This window comes from Streptococcus sp. 10F2 (assembly GCF_054331515.2).
In genome coordinates, this window is the sequence record NZ_JBTGGE020000002.1 from 1 (window position 1) to 17,970 (window position 17,970).

At 43.2% G+C, this 17,970-nt stretch carries 12 protein-coding genes, 2 pseudogenes and 1 riboswitch; of the genes and pseudogenes, 3 read left to right on the plus strand and 11 right to left on the minus strand.

Annotated elements, in window-relative coordinates; all coding sequences use genetic code 11:
• Nucleotides 1–204: pseudogene (locus tag ACXM1Q_RS00665) on the minus strand (IS4 family transposase); the annotation flags it as partial.
• A gap of 100 nt (nt 205–304) precedes the next feature.
• A complete protein-coding gene (locus ACXM1Q_RS00670) occupies nt 305–1,699 on the minus strand; it encodes a Cof-type HAD-IIB family hydrolase (protein ID WP_458515399.1) in 1,395 nt (464 codons plus the stop codon).
• A 96-nt stretch (nt 1,700–1,795) separates the two neighbouring features.
• On the opposite strand from ACXM1Q_RS00670, the gene ACXM1Q_RS00675 reads away from it, so the two are divergent.
• Nucleotides 1,796–2,755 (plus strand): asparaginase, encoded by a 960-nt coding sequence (locus tag ACXM1Q_RS00675; protein WP_458515400.1) that lies wholly within the window; start codon nt 1,796–1,798, stop codon nt 2,753–2,755.
• A 428-nt stretch (nt 2,756–3,183) separates the two neighbouring features.
• On the opposite strand, the gene recG is transcribed toward ACXM1Q_RS00675, so the two are convergent.
• From recG to ACXM1Q_RS00720, 9 genes and pseudogenes are all read right to left on the minus strand, one after another.
• Nucleotides 3,184–5,202, minus strand: a complete 2,019-nt coding sequence (gene recG, locus ACXM1Q_RS00680; protein WP_458515401.1) for an ATP-dependent DNA helicase RecG — start codon at nt 5,200–5,202, stop codon at nt 3,184–3,186.
• 7 nt (nt 5,203–5,209) lie between these two features.
• Complete coding sequence (alr, locus tag ACXM1Q_RS00685) at nt 5,210–6,316, minus strand: alanine racemase (RefSeq protein ID WP_458515402.1); 1,107 nt, start codon at nt 6,314–6,316, stop codon at nt 5,210–5,212.
• The gene (acpS, locus tag ACXM1Q_RS00690) at nt 6,288–6,677 is read right to left on the minus strand and encodes a holo-ACP synthase (RefSeq protein ID WP_458515403.1); all 390 of its coding nucleotides are present in this window, start codon (nt 6,675–6,677) and stop codon (nt 6,288–6,290) included. Before acpS ends, alr begins: the two co-directional genes overlap by 29 nt.
• 182 nt (nt 6,678–6,859) lie before the next feature.
• On the minus strand, nt 6,860–9,373 hold the full coding sequence (secA, locus tag ACXM1Q_RS00695) for a preprotein translocase subunit SecA (RefSeq protein ID WP_135037951.1): 2,514 nt from the start codon (nt 9,371–9,373) through the stop codon (nt 6,860–6,862).
• Nucleotides 9,374–9,492: 119 nt separating this feature from the next.
• Entirely contained in the window at nt 9,493–10,434 is a 942-nt protein-coding gene (manA, locus tag ACXM1Q_RS00700; protein WP_458515404.1) for a mannose-6-phosphate isomerase, class I, read from the minus strand.
• 201 nt (nt 10,435–10,635) lie between these two features.
• A pseudogene (locus ACXM1Q_RS00705) lies at nt 10,636–11,061 on the minus strand (PTS sugar transporter subunit IIA); the annotation flags it as partial.
• 754 nt (nt 11,062–11,815) lie between these two features.
• On the minus strand, nt 11,816–12,229 hold the full coding sequence (locus ACXM1Q_RS00710) for a peptide deformylase (RefSeq protein WP_458515483.1): 414 nt from the start codon (nt 12,227–12,229) through the stop codon (nt 11,816–11,818).
• 1 nt (nt 12,230) lies between these two features.
• Complete coding sequence (scrK, locus tag ACXM1Q_RS00715; RefSeq protein ID WP_458515405.1) at nt 12,231–13,112, minus strand: fructokinase ScrK; 882 nt, start codon at nt 13,110–13,112, stop codon at nt 12,231–12,233.
• Between the two features lie 89 nt (nt 13,113–13,201).
• Entirely contained in the window at nt 13,202–15,100 is a 1,899-nt protein-coding gene (locus ACXM1Q_RS00720) for a sucrose-specific PTS transporter subunit IIBC (RefSeq protein ID WP_458515406.1), read from the minus strand.
• 182 nt (nt 15,101–15,282) lie between these two features.
• Here ACXM1Q_RS00720 and ACXM1Q_RS00725 point away from each other — a divergent pair, with 182 nt between their 5' ends.
• Both ACXM1Q_RS00725 and ACXM1Q_RS00730 read left to right on the plus strand, forming a co-directional pair.
• Nucleotides 15,283–16,731: a sucrose-6-phosphate hydrolase gene (locus ACXM1Q_RS00725; protein ID WP_458515407.1), complete on the plus strand. Its 1,449-nt coding sequence runs from the start codon at nt 15,283–15,285 to the stop codon at nt 16,729–16,731.
• Nucleotides 16,721–17,674 (plus strand): LacI family DNA-binding transcriptional regulator, encoded by a 954-nt coding sequence (locus ACXM1Q_RS00730; RefSeq protein WP_458515408.1) that lies wholly within the window; start codon nt 16,721–16,723, stop codon nt 17,672–17,674. Before ACXM1Q_RS00725 ends, ACXM1Q_RS00730 begins: the two co-directional genes overlap by 11 nt.
• A gap of 199 nt (nt 17,675–17,873) precedes the next feature.
• Nucleotides 17,874–17,961, plus strand: a riboswitch (TPP riboswitch).
• The last annotated feature ends 9 nt before the right edge of the window (nt 17,962–17,970 follow it).

The window sequence follows — 17,970 nt, forward strand, 5'->3', positions numbered from 1 at the left end:
TGAATTTGAAACTGGAAGTCCAAGGTCCAGAAGTTCTTTTGATAGACTCTTTCCCCCCATTTGGAGAAATGTCCAAATCATTTTATCGAAAGTGAGTAAACGGGAACGAGAAAAGTCTTTACCAGAATCCTTTACATAGGATTCAAGATTTAATGAAAGATCATGAACACATTTTTCTAAAGATTTAATGACACTAAGAATCATATTCAAACCTCCCTTATTGCTAGTTTACTCCTTTTAGAAATAAAAAGAAAAGGCTTACCAGACTTTTGTCTAGTAAAACCTTAACTTAATGACATTGGCCTTAATGGGCTTCTTTTTTGCAATGATGTTTATGGTAAGCCTTTTGTTGGCGTTCCAATTCTTTTTGAATAGCCGGTTCTGGGGCATAGTTTTCTTCCCAATCCTCTGGTTTCAAAATTTTATGGGTTTGAGGATCAAAGTGGGCTTTCCCATCTGGAAAAATTTTGCCCATGTTAGCTTGGTGGACAAGGTCAAAAATCGGAGCAGGATCCACTCCCATTAAAACGAAGTGACCATAAGTGAAATACAATAAATCAACAAGTGCATCCACCTGCTTTACCAAATCGACCTGTGGTTCTCCTTCTTTACTCCTAACTTTATCCTTAGCTTGGTCAAGAGCTTTGTGGAGCTTCATGATACTATCTTCAAACTCTGAACTAGAAGAGCTTGTTGCATGGATAAATTCAACCAATTCCTCAATCGTAAACGCTGCCCGGTGACTAGCATCTTGGCAAATCCAAGCTTTTGGATCTTCTTGAGTTCGTTGATCCATGAGACCGTGGAATTGCTTAACCTTATTGAAACTGGTATCCTGGCTGACAAAAATCGGTTCGTTACCTAAAAATCCAAAGTAAGACAATGCCTCATGGATTCCATCTTCCGTATTGGAACTGGTTGTGTGCTGAGCGACTTTTTTAATTCGACTCGAACCATTCCCCATCGCAATGGATAATCCAACCCCCGAAAGCATTTCAAAATCATTATCCGAATCTCCAAAGGCCATCACTTGATCCAAGTCAAAGCCAAATTCCTGGCCAAGAAGTCGAATCCCCTCTAACTTAGACATCCCCTTACTAATAATATCTGAAGCATAGGGACTTGAGCGGGTAAATTTTAAATGCGGGAAATGCTCCGCAACTTCCTGCCCCTCCTTGCTGGTAGCCAACATCAGGATTTGGTAAATCGGCTCACGAGCAATAGCTTCCAATTCTTTATAGTCTTGGGGAACAAAACGGCTAATTACCTTATTAAAGGACTGGCTCACTAAACCTGATAATTTGCGGGGAATAAAGCGATGGAGTTCCTGAGTCATCGAAGACATGCCAAAGGACATAATCCGCGATCCTAGCATCCCATCCTTACGTCCTAAAGCAATCTCTTTACCATGCTTCTTGGCATAATCCAAGACTTCGACAACCTCTTTTTTAGATAGCGTTTGGGCGTACAAGACACCTTTCGGACTAAAGATATACTGCCCATTATAGGTCACCGCAAAGTCTAAGTTCAATTCGTCCATAAATTCCTGCACAAAGAAAGGACCTCGACCTGTAGCCAAACCCACCATGATTCCTTGCTTTTTAAGCGATGCAATCGCCTTTTTTGTCGATTTTAACACCTGGCGGCTATCATTTACCAAGGTCCCATCGATATCGAAAAATACTGCTTTTATATCCATTCTAGCCCTCTTTAACTGCGCATTTGATTCTTTTTATTTTATCATAATCATGCCTTCAGTATGATAAAATGAAAGAAAAAAGATATGAGGTTATTTATGAAACGAATCTTGGCCCTTCACACAGGAGGGACTATCTCCATGCAGGCGGATGACCAAGGACGCGTCTCTACCAATGAAAAAAATCCGATGGTACAGATCCAAACGGGACTGGACGATGTTCAGCTACTTTCAGTGGATTTGCTAAATCTTCCTAGTCCGCAAATGACTCCCAAACATATGCTCCAACTCTTCCATACCATCAAAGCATACGCAGCAGAGGTGGATGGGGTCGTGATCACTCACGGAACAGATACCTTGGAAGAGACCGCCTATTTTCTAGATACAATGGACTTACCACCCATTCCTGTAGTCATTACAGGAGCCATGCGCTCCTCTAATGAAATTGGCAGTGATGGGATTTACAACTTCCAAGCTGCCATTCGCGTAGCAAGTGATGAACAAGCGCGTGATAAGGGAGTTTTAGTTGTTATGAACGATGAAATCCATGCTGCTAAGTATGTCACAAAAACCCATACTACCAATGTCTCTACCTTCCAAACACCAACCCACGGACCTCTGGGACTCATTATGAAAAAAGAAATCCTCTACTTCAAACAAGCGCAAGAACGAGTGCGGTTTGATTTAGATAACATTCAAGGTCTTGTTCCAATTCTTCCGGTTTACACAGGGATGGATGGGGAATTTCTAACAATGATGGACAGTTCCCAGTTAGACGGTCTCATTATCGAAGCCTTTGGAGCCGGAAATATTCCACCTCTTGTTGCAGAAAAACTAGAAACCTTCATTCAATCTGGAATCCCTGTCGCCCTCGTCTCCCGTTGTTTTAATGGCATTGCCGAACCTGTTTATGCCTATCCCGGAGGCGGACAAGATCTTGCCAACAAGGGCATTTACTTTATCAAAGAACTAAACGCTCCCAAGGCTCGACTTAAACTCCTCATTGCCCTTAATGCCGGCCTCACTGGAGATTCCCTCAAAGCTTATCTTGAAGGATAAGCAATCGGGCTTTTAAAGCCACTCCAAGGGAGTAGAGAAAGAATCCGGCACATCATCTTGCTCATCGCAAGTTCCAAGAGTCTCTCCCTAGACGTCTGACTCCAATCCCCACACAATTAATTCTAATCAGATTAAAAATGAGAAATGCAAACAATATTATCGTTTGTTCGTAAACTCTATGCTCTAGACTCACACAAGTACTGTGTCAACGAATTAGGCTGGTAATCCGGCCTTTTTTCTTGTGCAAAAATTGTAGGGGGCTAGACACTCACGCGCCTAGCCCCCACAATTTTTCTACGCATCCTAACTTGGTCTAGTCTCTTTAATAATAGTTAACAGAATCCAGACCTGTTAAAGGATCTTCACCAACTTTCCTCGGCATCTCGTTGCAATTCTTCCAATATGCTGATCTTGAAATTCACTCGGTATTAATCTAATAACGACTTCTCTTCTAAGTTCCAAACAATTTCTTGCCATAAAGGATTACTGCGCCAATCCGGTTCCTCGACAATTTCCTGAGCTACCTTACGAGCCTCTTCCAAAATAGGGAAATCCTCCAAGATGTCTGCTACTTGAAACTCGGGTAAACCTGATTGTCTAGTCCCGAAAATCTCGCCCGACCCTCGCATTTTCAAGTCTTCTTCGGCCAACCGAAAACCGTCTGTTGTCTCGGTCATAATTTTCATCCGAGACTTTCCTGTCTCTGTTTTAGGATTAGCAATCAGTACAGCATAGGATTGGGTTGAACCACGTCCAACTCGACCACGTAATTGGTGGAGCTGACTAAGCCCAAAGCGGTCAGCATCCACAATGATCATAATAGAGGCATTCGGAACATTCACCCCTACTTCAATTACTGTTGTAGAAACAAGAACATCTAAATCACCTGTCTTAAAACGATCCATGACCTGTTCCTTTTCTGCTGGCTTCATACGACCATGAAGTAAACCAACCTCTATCCCCTCTCCTAAGAAAGACTGTAACTCAGCCTGCAAATCCTGTGCATTTTTTAAATCTAAGGCTTCCGATTCCTCAATCAAGGGCGAAATCACATAGGCTTGAGCAGCTTTCTGCTGGACTTCCTTCTTCAACCAAGTATAGACCTGCTCCTGCTGTTCATGCTTGACCCAACGAGTTACAATCGGTTTTCGACCAGCCGGCAACTGGTCGATAACCGAGACATCTAAATCACCGTAAGCCGTAATCGCCAAGGTCCGAGGAATGGGCGTCGCCGTCATCATTAAAACATCTGGCCGCATTCCTTTTTCCCGCAAAGCTCTCCGTTGCTTCACGCCGAAGCGATGTTGCTCGTCGACAATAATCAACCCCAAAGCATCATACCTCACCCCATCCTGGATTAAGGCATGAGTTCCAATCACAAAAGCCGCCTCTCCAGAAGCGATTTGTTCCAAAACTTCCCGCCGAACAGCTCCCGACTGACTCCCCTTCAGTAAAACCTTTGGAACATCCGGAAACAGTTGCTCCAAACTCTCCAAGTGCTGCTCGGCTAAAATTTCTGTTGGCACCATTAGTGCTGCTTGATAACCTGCGGTATAAGCGGCATACATGGCCAAAGCGGCTACAATGGTCTTACCACTTCCCACATCCCCCTGAAGCAAGCGACTCATTTGGCGATCACTGGCCATGTCTGCCAAGATATCCTGCAAGACCTTCTCCTGAGCTTGTGTGAGCGCAAAAGGCAGTCCCGCCTTAGCCTGGGCCAAGAGATCTAGTGAATAATGCAAACTTTCTCCATCTCCAGATTTTCCCTGTTCTCTTTTGAGCAACTGCAAGGGCAATTGAAAATAAAGGAACTCCTCAAACTTAATCCGCCGAAGAGCTTGTTTGTAAGCCGCTAAATCTGGTGGAAAATGCATATACTCTACCGCAGTGACGCGATCCAAAAGACGATACCGTTCCCGCAACACTTTCGGTACATTTTCCTCTAATAATTGATGAAGTCCTTCATCAATTACCTGACGAATCAACTTCACCAGACTAGCTTGAGAGATTCCTTGAGCCACATGATAAACTGGTTGCAAATCTTGATCGATTTGGGTGAGAAATTTCATACCTGTCAAACTATTCTTAGCCTGATCCCACTTCCCATAAACCGCAACAGTCGCTCCCATCTGAATCTTATCCACCAAATAGGGTTGATTAAAAAAGTTCACCCCAATAACAACTTGGTCTTGTTGAATGGAGAACCGAACTCGATTACGCTTATAACCGTAGTACTGAACACTTGCTGGACGAACAACAACACCGGATAAAACAGCTTTCTCACCATCTTCCAAATCAAAGACCGATTTATTTTTAAAGTCTTCATAACGAAAAGGAAAATACAAAAGCAAGTCTTGCAGGGTCTCAATCCCTAAACGAGCCCATTTCTCAGCCGATTTAGGACCAACTCCCGCTAAAACGGTTAAGGGTTGATGCAAATTCATAAGTCACCTATTTTCGATAAACACGAGGAATCCGATCACTGAGCAAGCAGACAACCTCATAGTTAATGGTTCCCCTGTAATCAGCAACTTGGGTCACATCAATCCTCTCCTGACCATTGCTTCCTATCAAGGTTACCTTAGTTCCAAGTGGATAAGCTTTGGGCAAACGAATGGTTAATTGGTCCATAGAAACCCGACCTACAATCGGACAAAATACGCCATCAACGAGAACTTCAAAATCCTGCATATCTCGAGTCCAACCATCCGCATACCCCAAAGGGAGAGTCCCTATATACTCTTCCTCTTGGCTAACATAGGTTTTCCCATACCCCACTCCTTGCAGAGAAGCTATTTTCTTAACATGAACCAATTCTGATTCCAAAGACAAAGCTGCTTTGATAGCAAATGGCAATTCTAAAGCACGCCCACTCGGATTCATCCCATAAATAATATTGCCCAAACGAACCATATTTAATACAGTCTCGGGATGCCAAATACTAGTTGCTGAATTAGAAGCGTGCACCACAGGCGGTACATCTTCCAACTCCTCCAAAAGTTTGGCAAAACGCTGTTCTTGTTCCACAAAATAGCTGGTATCCACCTCATCAGCAGTCGCAAAATGAGTGAAAATCCCTTCAACTTTAACTCCCTGTGCTCGCAAGGCTTGCTGTGCTTCTTGGATTTGGTCTAAAGAACGAAAACCAATTCGCCCCATACCAGAATCAACCTTAAGATGAACCCGCAACCCTGCTAGATTCTGCCCCAAGTTCAAGAGTTCTTTCACCCAGTCCAAACTCGCTACAGTCAAGCAAATATTATGCTCTTGTGCCAAGGATACAGCTGCATAAGCCGTCACTCCCAAGACTAATATATCTTTAGTGATTCCACTTTCTCGCAACTCTAGGGCTTCATCGATGTTGGAAACCCCAAAAGCATCCACAATTCCTTGAATATAATGAGATACCGCCACAGCACCATGACCGTAAGCATTGGCCTTAACAACCGCCATTCTTAATGTCTGTTCAGGGAGACGACTAGTCACTTGTTGAATATTATGAGCAATGGCTTCCAGAGAAATAATCGCCTTAGTAGGCCGATGGGGACTTGTTTTCATGACTAACCTCCTCTAAAATAACACTGGCTTGAACAAGGGTTTTAGTATGGCTGATAGAAACCCAAACCTTTCCCTCAAAGGGTGATTTAGAGAAGTAGGGAGCTCCATCATCCGTATGCAAAACCTCTAAATCCTGAAAACTCAAGCGTCCTCCACCAATACCTGTTCCCAAAGCCTTCGCAAAAGCTTCCTTAGCAGACCAACGTCCACCGACATACTCCAATTTTCGCTTAGGACCCAGCCCTTCAAAAATAACTTGCTCTGCTGGCGTTAAAATTTTGGCTACAAAGTTAGGTTTCCGCTCCATTACATCCGCAATCGAAGACATCTCCTCTACATCTATGCCATATCCAATAATCATATCCTTACCTAATTCACTTCAACATCAGGATCATCAGGATCGTTCTGATCACTAATTGATTCCTAAAAGCGAGAGCAACCCGCAAACAATGACGACCCCTTGGTTACATATAATCTTTAAAATTTTTTATTACAAAAAGGAGTGGAGCTAGACTGCCCACACTCCTCTACATTTCATGCTTACTAACGGCCATGACAGTTCTTGAAACGTTTTCCTGAACCACATGGGCAAAGGTCATTGCGTTTCACCTGACTCAAGTCAATATCGCCAGGCAACTCCTTACCCTCTGCTGCAATATTACGCGTTGCTGTTGTCCGAATCTTATGCTCTGCACGAGGACGCTCCTGTTGGTGAATCTGTGCCTTCATCATCAGGCGTGTCACATCATACTCCAAAGAAGCAATCATGTCATTAAACATGCGGAAACCTTCAGCCTGATACTCAACAACTGGATTGTTTTGAGCATAGCCCCGAAGTCCAACTGCGTTCCGCAATTGATCCAGAGCATCAATATGATCCGTCCACTTGTTATCCACAACACGGAGAATCAAGACTTTCTGGAATTCTTTGACCGCTTCCTCATTTTGCAACTTGGAAACCTGATCATCATAAACATCCATAGCTAGCTCATACAAATAATCAATCATTTCCGCATCACTGAGACCTTCCAAGTCTTCCTTGTCAATCTCATCTTCCGGAACAATACAATAATGTGCAAAATTGTAAAGAGCTTCGAGACGTTCTTCCTTAGACGAGCGACTATGGTTTTCAACTTGACGCTTGATTGTCCGATGAATCATGGCATGGATTTCAGGCGCTAAATCTCGGTCAGCAGAAATCACATCATAACGTTCACGGTAGATAATTTCTCGTTGCTCCCGCATCACATCATCATATTGCAAGACTTGCTTACGGGTATCATAGTTATTTCCTTCAACCCGCTTTTGAGCCGCTTCTACTTGACGCGTCAACATCCCTGAACGGATTACAGACTCTTCTTCCGATAAATTCATCCGGTCCAATAAAGCCTTAATACGTTCTGAACCAAAACGACGCATCAAATCATCTTCAAGTGATAGATAGAATTGGGATTCTCCTGGATCTCCCTGACGACCGGCACGACCGCGTAACTGGTTATCAATCCGACGGCTTTCGTGACGCTCAGTTCCAATAACACAGAGACCACCATTTTCACGAACTCCTTCACCGAGCTTGATATCTGTACCACGTCCCGCCATATTGGTCGCGATGGTAACCGCACCCGGTTGTCCAGCATTCATGATGATCTGGGCTTCCTTGTAGTGGTTTTTGGCATTCAAAACTTCGTGAGGAATACCTGCAGCAACTAATTTTTGAGATAGGTAGTCACTAGTATCGACCGATACTGTCCCCACCAAAACAGGTTGGCGTTTTTCGTAATGGCGTTTAATTTCCTCAACAACCGCTTTAAATTTAGCTTCCAAGCTAGGATAAAGCAAATCAGGGTGGTCAATCCGTTGAACAGGACGGTTCGTTGGAATAGGAATAATCCGAATATTATAAATTTCACGGAATTCCTCTTCCTCGGTTTTTCCAGTCCCTGTCATCCCAGATAGCTTTTTATACATCCGGAATAAATTCTGATAGGTAATTGAAGCCGATGTTTTACTTTCATCCTGAATCGGAACAGCTTCCTTAGCCTCAATGGCTTGGTGCAAACCATCAGAGAAGCGACGTCCTTCCATTGTCCGACCTGTAAATTGGTCAACAATCAAAATTTCCTGTTCGGGACTCACTACGTAGTCAATGTCTAAGGTCATAATATAATTGGCCCGTAAAGCATTGTCAATAAAGTGGGTTAAGGCTACATGTTCAATATCATAGAGATTATCCAACTTGAAGTAGGCTTCTGCCTTATCAATTCCTGAATCAGAAAGACCAATTGTTTTGGAAGGGACATCAATGATATAATCGTCTTCCACCAAAGTTTTAACATAGCGATCTGCCAAATAGTAAAGCTGATTCGTCTCTGATGAGGTTGGGCCAGATACAATCAAAGGTGTCCGGGCTTCGTCAATCAAGATAGAATCCACTTCATCTACCAAGGCATAATTCAAAGGGCGTTGAACCATATCTTCTGGACGAGCAACCATGTTATCCCGCAAATAATCAAAACCAATCTCGGCATTGGTTGAGTACGTGATATCACAAGCATAGGCTTGGCGTTTCTCCATCGGAGACTTCGATGCCAAGTTAATCCCTACCGAAAGGCCTAACCAAGAATAGAGTTCCCCCATCTCCGTCGCATCCCGTTCACTAAGATACTCATTGACAGTGACTACGTGTACCCCTTCACCAGAAATCGCATTCAAATAAACAGGCATTGTCGCTGTCAGGGTCTTTCCTTCCCCCGTCCGCATTTCCGGAACGTCACCATGATGGAGAACAATCCCTCCCATTACCTGTACTTTATAAGGGAATAACCCTAAAACCCGCTTAGCACCTTCCCGTACCACAGCAAAAGCTTCGTACAAGAGTTCATCTAAGGACTCCCCTTCCATATAGCGGTCCTTAAATTCCTCTGTTTTGGCCTTGAGCTCCTCATCTGTTAAAGCCGCCATTTCCTCTTCATAAGAGAAAACACGATCTGCCATCCGTTCAATTTTTCGAAGTTCCCCTCGATCGTTTTCAATAATGGATTTTAATAAATTTGCCATTGTTTTCCTTACTTGTTCATTTTTTTCTACTGCCCTTCATTATATCATAATCTAGGCCATCTTGAAAATTTAACCTAAAAATGAAAAAGGGAGTTTTCATCCAACTCCTCTTTCCATTCCTAAGGGTGACTGACTATCAACTCCATCTCACCACTAAATGACCACGAATCAACATCTTGCAATAGGAGGAAGTGATTGCCTTTCTTGAGAGGGTAATCTTGCCCCCCTACCGTCATGTTTCCACGCCCTTCAATCACACTAACCAAGAGGTAATCCGCTTCACGAGATAGCTCGGCCAACTCCCGAATTTCCCATTTCCAAACCACAAAGAAATCATTGGCTACCAACTGCTCATAACGATTTGAACCAACTTTCAGTGCAGCAGTACGGGAATTCGCAACCGGCCCCAAATTAAGTACATCTAGTGATTGCTGGAGATGCAACTCCCTTGTTTGTCCCTGTTCATCTTGACGATCAAAATCATAGACACGATAGGTCGTATCACTTGATTGCTGGGTTTCTAAAATCAAAATCCCTTTGCCAATCGCATGCATCGTTCCACTGGGAACATAAAAGAAATCACCTTTTTGAACAGGTTGTCGTAAGAGCAAATCATCCCAACAACCTTCAGTCAACATCTGAGCCAGTTCTTCCTTACTTTGAGCCTGATGCCCATAAATAATTTCCGCACCCGGCTCTGCATCTAGCACATACCAACATTCCGTCTTTCCTAACTCACCTTCATGTTCTAAACCATAAGCATCATCTGGATGCACTTGAACACTCAGCCAATCATTGGCGTCCAAAATCTTGGTCAACAACGGAAAAACAGGTTCTGACCGGTTTCCAAAAAGAGCAGGCTGCTCTCGATAGAGTTGGTCTAAGCCCATTCCTTGAAAGGGACCATTCAAAATCTTGGAAACCCCATTGGGATGAGCAGAAATAGCCCAAGCCTCCCCAAACTTCCCATCCTTTAAGGGATAGCCAAAGACCTCTTCCAGTTTTCGGCCACCCCAAATTTTTTCCTGAATAACAGCTTGTAAAAATAACGGTTGTCCCATTTCTCACTCCTTCTTTAAAGCTAGAAGACCCTGGATACTGATGCAACCAAGGTCTACATTTTTATTTATAAGTTTGTACCCAAGCCTTAGCTACCCTCAGCCTTGAAAAGACTCTTAAACCTTTAATAGTAACAGCAAGGATCTCTAAGAACGCCTTAATCCAGCACAAATAACAACTGCCATCTGCTTTACACAAGATTCCTATTGAACACCTGGTCGCTTCAAAGCAAATAGCCCTTCCCCTACCTCAGTAGTCCCTTGTGCCAAACGCTCCATTTGTAAAAACTCCGCAGGATTGGTCACGATAATCATGGTTGTTGCTTCTAGACCAGCATCCGCAATAACAGCTGGATCAAACTGAGCCAATACCTCACCCGCTTCGACCATTTGCCCCTGTTTTACCTTGGCATCAAAACCTTGCCCTTCCAAAGACACCGTATCAATCCCAATATGAACCAAAAGCTCTACTCCCTGAGCTGTCCGCAAGCCATAGGCATGCCCTGTCTCAAAAGCAATCGTCACTTCCCCACTAACAGGGGCATAAGCTACATTAGTTACAGGTTTCACTGCAAAACCGGTTCCCATGGCTCCACTGGCAAAGACTGGATCATTCACCTCTTCTAATGCCAAAACCTCTCCTGCCACAGGGCTTGCCACAATGATTTCCCCTCTATCCTCAGCATCTTTATTTGAAAATAAAGAACCAATTCGTTTTTGAAACCAGGATTTCTCAGCCATTTTCATCACCTCTGTAAACGTTTTATAACTTGGTTTAATGGTATCATCTTTTGGCCAAATGTCAAGATAGAGATAACTAGCTCACTCCTCTATTTTCTAAGATTCATAAAAATATCCATACCCACCTTTCCCATGTAGCCTCATCAATACTTCTCTTCCTCATTACTAAGACATCCTTGCTATTTGTGGAATAACATCAACCATTTTTACGCTGACAGGCTATAAATTTCAATCTTTTGAGCGTCCGAATACTCCAGTGTCCACGCGTTTTCAAACATTTGATTTATTTTAGCCGTATCATCAGTTTTTAGAAACTGAAACGACCGTTTCACTCACTTCCCCCGCACAGGTGATTTGGAGTTTACAATACAAATAGACTTGCCCATCAAGCACTGCATTAACCTTTTTTACTGTATCAACAGAGAAGGCTAGAATCTTTACCCAGCCCCATTAGCTTTATCTAAAAAAATAAATCCTACCATATCCATAGACTCTAGGAATTTTATTCCTAATGTTTGTTTTGCCTATTCGTTTCTTGAGACAGTAACCGATAATTCTGACTCACTAAAAAACACCCCAAATGTAACAAACTCGTTTCAACATTTGGAGTGTCCTTCAATTTTTCTGAAAAGCAACATCGGTATTAAATCAAAATCCCCTGGAAATGGTCAAATTCATGTTGAAAAATTTGAGCAGGAAGATCTACTAAATCCATTTCCTGTGGTTGAAAATGTTGGTCCAAGTAGGAAATTCGGATCTTCCGAAAGCGTGTCGTTGGACGAACTCCGTCCAACGACAAACACCCTTCTTCGGTCTCGTAAGGATTCGATTGGCTAAGAATCTTCGGGTTAAAGAGAACGAGATCCAAGCCTGGAGCTAGACTAATAATCATGGCTTGCTTGGTATGACCAATCATATTGGCTGCCAAGCCCACACAGCGCTCGCGATTAGCAGCCAAAGCTAAGCGTAATTGATCAGCTAGTCCTAAATCCAAAGGACTGACAGGAGACGATGGCTGGCTAAGAAATCCTTTATCTCGAATAATCTCCGGTATCATCTTAGGACTCACTTACTTCCTTGGCCAAGACAAAATTCCCCAAGGTTGCAGAACCATTTTCCGGCACTGCTGGTGTCACAATATAATCCTTCAAATCTGGAACTGGAAGATAACCATTTAACAGCTTCTCAAACTCCCGATGAACCCGTTTTAGCATATGATCTTGGGCCATGACACCACCCCCAAAAACAATGACTTGTGGACGGAAAGTCAGAGTTGCTTGAACCGCTGCTTGAGCAATATAAGATGCTTGAATATCCCAAACTGGTGAGTCCAAGGCAATGTGTTCTCCTCGAATTCCTGCACGCGCCTCAAGACTTGGACCTGCTGCCATTCCTTCCAAGCAAGTACCATGGAACGGACAAACTCCTTCAAAACCAGACTCCCGGTCTAACTCATGCAAGGCAACAGGAACATGTCCCATTTCTGGATGTCCTTGACCTCCAATAAACATCCCATCTTGGATAACACCAGCTCCAATACCCGTACCAATGGTATAGTACACTAAATGATTGACTTTGTGGTTACGAGCAACAATTTCTCCAAAGGCAGAGGAATTAACATCTGTGGTCACATAGACGGGAATTCCCAAAGCTTCCTTGAAGGGACCAACTAAATCAACATTAGCCCAGTGAGGTTTAGGGGTTGTGGTAATATAACCATAGGTTTCAGAGCTATGAGCAATATCCAGTGGACCAAAAGAACCAATCGCCAAACCAGCTAAATCAAACTTTGAGAAAAAATCAATGGCTTGACCAATAGTTTCCTCGGGCGTAGTCGTTGGGAATTGAATTTTCTCAACAACCTCAAAATTGCTATCACCGACAGCACAAACAAATTTCGTTCCGCCAGCTTCCAAACTAGCATATAATTTTTCAGACATAGAAACCCTCCTCATTTTTTATTTTATGGATTTTAATCATTACATAGTTAAGGCCGAGACTTGGAGTCTCGGCCCTTTTATTTTATCACTTATTTAGCAGAAAGGCTAAGAACTTCTGAACCTTTTTGGACAGCTTGTCCAGCTTCTACTGGCGCAACTTGTCCGTATTCAGCAGTATTGGTTACGATAAACATAGTTGTATCTTCAAGACCTGCTTCAGCAATGGCAGCTGAGTCAAAAGTACCCAAAACATCCCCTGCTTTTACTTTGGCACCAGACTGAACTTTTTGTTCAAATCCTTTACCTGCCATCGATACAGTATCGATACCAACATGGATCAAGAGTTCAGCACCCTTGTCTGTTTTCAAACCATAAGCGTGTCCTGTTTCAAAAGCAACAGTAACAGTCGCATCTGCAGGTGCATAAACCACACCTTGGCTAGGCTTGATCGCAATCCCGCTTCCCATTGCACCGCTAGAGAATACTGGATCATTAACCATTTCAAGAGCAACCGTTTCTCCTTCAACAGGAGTTGCTACAGCTTCATCTTGCAAACCAACCATTTGCGCTGCTTCAACAGCCGCTTCAACTTCTTCAACCTCTTCTTCTTTCTCCTGATAACCAAAAGCATAAGTCAAACCGAATCCAAGACCAGTGGTTAAAAGAACCATGATGACGTATTGAAGCAATTGACCATTGAGGTAAAGAAGAGTTCCTGGAATAATGGTTACTCCAAATCCTGTACCAGCAAGATTCATGATAGAAGCCAACCAACCACCAGCAGCACCGGCAATCAATCCCATTACAAATGGTTTTCCATAACGAAGGTTAACCCCGAAGATTGCTGGCTCTGTAATTCCCAAGCTAGCAGAAAGAGCTGCTGGGAAAGCAAGAGCTTTCAATTTTTTATCTTTTGTTTTAACACCAACCGCAAGAGTTGCCCCCATTTGAGCAGTCATGGCAGCCGTAATGATAGCATTAAACGGATCACGACCAGTGTTTGCAATCAATTGAGCTTCCAACAAGTTGAAGATGTGGTGAACACCTGTTACCACGATCAATTGGTGAACTCCACCAAGGATCAGTCCAGCCAAACCAAATGGTAAGGCAAGGATTGCTGTTGTTGCTGCAAGAACAATGTTTTCAACAGAGTGGAAGACCGGTCCAATAACAAAGAGACCAAGAACAGACATCACCAAGAAAGTGATAAATGGAACCAACAAGAGATCCAAGACATCTGGAACTTTCTTATGCAACCATTTCTCTAATTTCGCTCCAAGCAAACCAACAAAGAAAGCTGGAAGAACAGAGTTTTGGTAACCAACTACCGGAATGAAACCAAAGAACATCAATGGTTCTGCATCACCTGAAGCAACTGCCCATGCATTTGGAAGAGCAGGGCTAACCATCATCAACCCTAAAACAATCCCGATAACTGGGTTACCACCGAATACACGGAAAGCTGACCATGCAATCAAGGCTGGGAAGAAGATAAAGGCTGTATCTGTTAGAACCTGTGTCCACAAATAGAAATCAGTACTTGAAAAAGCTTCTGAAGTTGTTCCGAATAGACTTAGAACAGCATCATTATTGATAGCTCCACGAATCCCCATAAAGAGACCTGTCGCAACGATTGCTGGTAGGATTGGTACGAATACATCTCCGAAAGTACGGATAGAACGCTGGAACCAATTTCCTTGCTTAGCAGCTTCAGCTTTCTGCTCACCAGTTGAGCTGGTTGGAAGTCCCAATGCTACAACTTCATCATAAATTTTATTAACGGTACCAGTACCAAAAATGATTTGGTATTGACCAGAGTTAAAGAAGGCTCCTTGAACCTTGTCCAAATTCTCAACTCTATCCTTGTCGATTTTGGACTCATCCTTGACCATTACCCGTAAGCGGGTCGCACAGTGAGCAACGCTATTCACGTTCTCCTGTCCACCAAGCGCTTCGATTACGGACTGGGCAATCTGCTTGTTATCCATGTGACAACTCCTTGTTATATTTTTTTGAAAACGGTTTACACCGTTCTGACAATTGTTATTGTACCACATCTGAAAAATATGTCAATCGTTTTGCAGAAAAAATATTTTTACTGACGTAAACCCTTGATTTTTCTTAGGAAAACATTTACTATAAAATAGCAAAAAACTATGGAGGCCCTTTTATGAAATGGACTACAGAAAACCGTTATAAACGCTACGAAGATTGGACAGCAAAGGAATACCAAAAACTCCAAGATCTCAACGCCCAATCCCCTTGGCATAACCACTACCATGTTGAACCAGCTACTGGGCTCCTCAACGATCCAAATGGATTTTCCTATTTTGACGGCAAGTGGATTCTTTTTTATCAAAACTTCCCCTTTGGTGCAGCCCACGGGCTCAAACAATGGGTCCAACTTGAAAGTGATGACTTGGTCAACTTTAAAGAAACTGGCTTAAAAGTCCTCCCAGACACTCCTCTTGACAGCCATGGTGCTTACTCTGGTTCCGCCCTACAAGTTGAAGACAAACTATTCCTTTTTTATACTGGAAATGTCCGCGATGAGCAGTGGATTCGACATCCTTACCAAATTGGCGCGCTCGTCCATAAAGACGGAACTTTGGAAAAAATGGAGCAAGTCCTGATTGACCAACCCGAAGATGCAACTGATCACTTCCGTGACCCACAAATCTTCCAATTTGAAGGAGACTACTATGCTATCGTTGGCGGGCAAGACCTAGATAAAAAAGGGTTTGTCCGTCTCTACAAGGCTGAGAATAAGGATATCCGCAACTGGCAAGCCATTGGCAACTTGGATTTTGCCAACGATCGTACCGCTTACATGATGGAATGTCCCAACCTGGTCTTTATCAACCAACAACCAGTGCTTCTCTACTGTCCACAAGGTTTGGACAAGAATGTCTTTGACTACCAAAATATCTATCCAAACCTCTATAAAATAGGTCAATCGTTTGACACTACAACAGCCACAATGGTTGAGGTTGGACCACTTATGCAGTTGGACTATGGATTTGAAACCTATGCTACTCAAGGATTCAATGCTCCAGATGGAACTGCCTATGCCATCTCCTGGATGGGATTGCCAGATGTTGGCTACCCATCAGATGCCTTTGAACATCAAGGCTGCATGTCGCTCGTTAAAAAATTAAGCATCAAAGACGGTAAACTCTACCAAGAACCAGTTGAAGCCATGAAGAATCTCCGTCAAGCACCAGAAGCATGGGCGGATCGTGTAGAAACTGACAACAGCTATGAATTAACACTCAGTGTTCCCGCCGGACAAGATGCTAACCTCGTACTCTTTGCAAATGCAGACAAAAAAGGACTTAACATCCAGATCAACCGTGAAGCTGGTCGTCTGACTGTCGACCGCTCCGGTTTGGCACATCGCTTCGATTTAGAACATTGCGAAAGTCGAGATTTGGAACTCCCAGCAGGCGAGACAAAACTTCAAATCTTTATCGACCAATCAACCTTTGAAATCTTTATCAATGACGGAGAATTTGTCCTATCTGGTCGAGCTTTCCCAAGTCAAGATCAAACAGGCTGCTATCTAACAAATGGACAAGTAACTGGGCACTACTATCCACTCTCAGCGAATGGCCGTTAAATTAACAGATGTCGCCGAACATGCCGGCGTTAGCCCTACTACTGTCTCTCGTGTTATCAACCGCAAAGGCTACCTGTCTCAAAAAACAATCGATAAGGTAACGAAGAGTATGCGGGAACTCGGCTACAAGCCCAACAACATGGCCCGCAGTCTACAAGGAAAATCTGCCAAATTAGTTGGCTTGATTTTCCCCAAACTAGGCCATGTATTCTATGCTGAGCTCATCGATGCCCTAGAAGCAGAACTCTTTAAGCACGGTTATAAAACCATTATTTGTAATAGTCAAGGAGAGCCTGAAAAAGAGCGAGAATATTTGGAAATGTTAGAAGCCAATCAGGTAGATGGTATTATCTCATCCAGTCACAATCTGGGAATCGACGACTACAATCGGGTTAGCGCTCCAATTGTTGCCTTCGATCGCAATCTTTCTCCAGATATCCCAGTAGTCGCCTCCGATAACTATAGTGGCGGAGAAATCGCCGCCAACTATCTCGTCAAAACTGGGGCGCGTAACATTCTGATGTTGACAGGCAATGATAATTCTAATTCTCCCACAAGTCTTCGGCATGCAGGCTTTGCCAGCGTACTCCCACAGGCCCCTATTGTCAATCTACCCTCTCACTACAGTACCCAGCGTAAGGAAATGGAGATTCGACAAATCCTCCGAGACCATCGTCCTGATGGCATCTTTGCCTCAGACGACCTCACTGCGATTCAAGTGCAAAATATCGCTAAAAGCATGAATCTTGATTTAGAAGTCATTGGTTATGACGGGACCCACTATGTAGAGCACTACCACCCACACCTAACGACTATCAAGCAACCCATTGCTGAAATGGCTGAACTGATGGTCGAAATCCTCTTAAAACGAATCAAAGGACAAACGATGGAGCACACCGGCTACATTCTTCCGGTAAGTCTCTTGGCAAGTCCACGAAACTAGGAAGAAAAGAGGCTGGAAAAAAACGAACAATTTCTAGCTTCCCTTGAAGTTTGAATAGATAAAACAGCTTAGAATCAACGTTTCTAATAACGTCATTCTAAGCTGTTTTCTATTTCAAAACTTTTTAATCAGCCTCTTTTTATCTACCTAGCATTCATATCCCTTGTATTAAAGCGCTTACTATGCTAGACTAGATGAAACGAAACATTTGGGGTGCTGAGGCTGAGATTATACCCATGGAACCTGATGCAGTTAACACTGACGCAGGGAAATGTTGCAATTTCACTGATATTGCT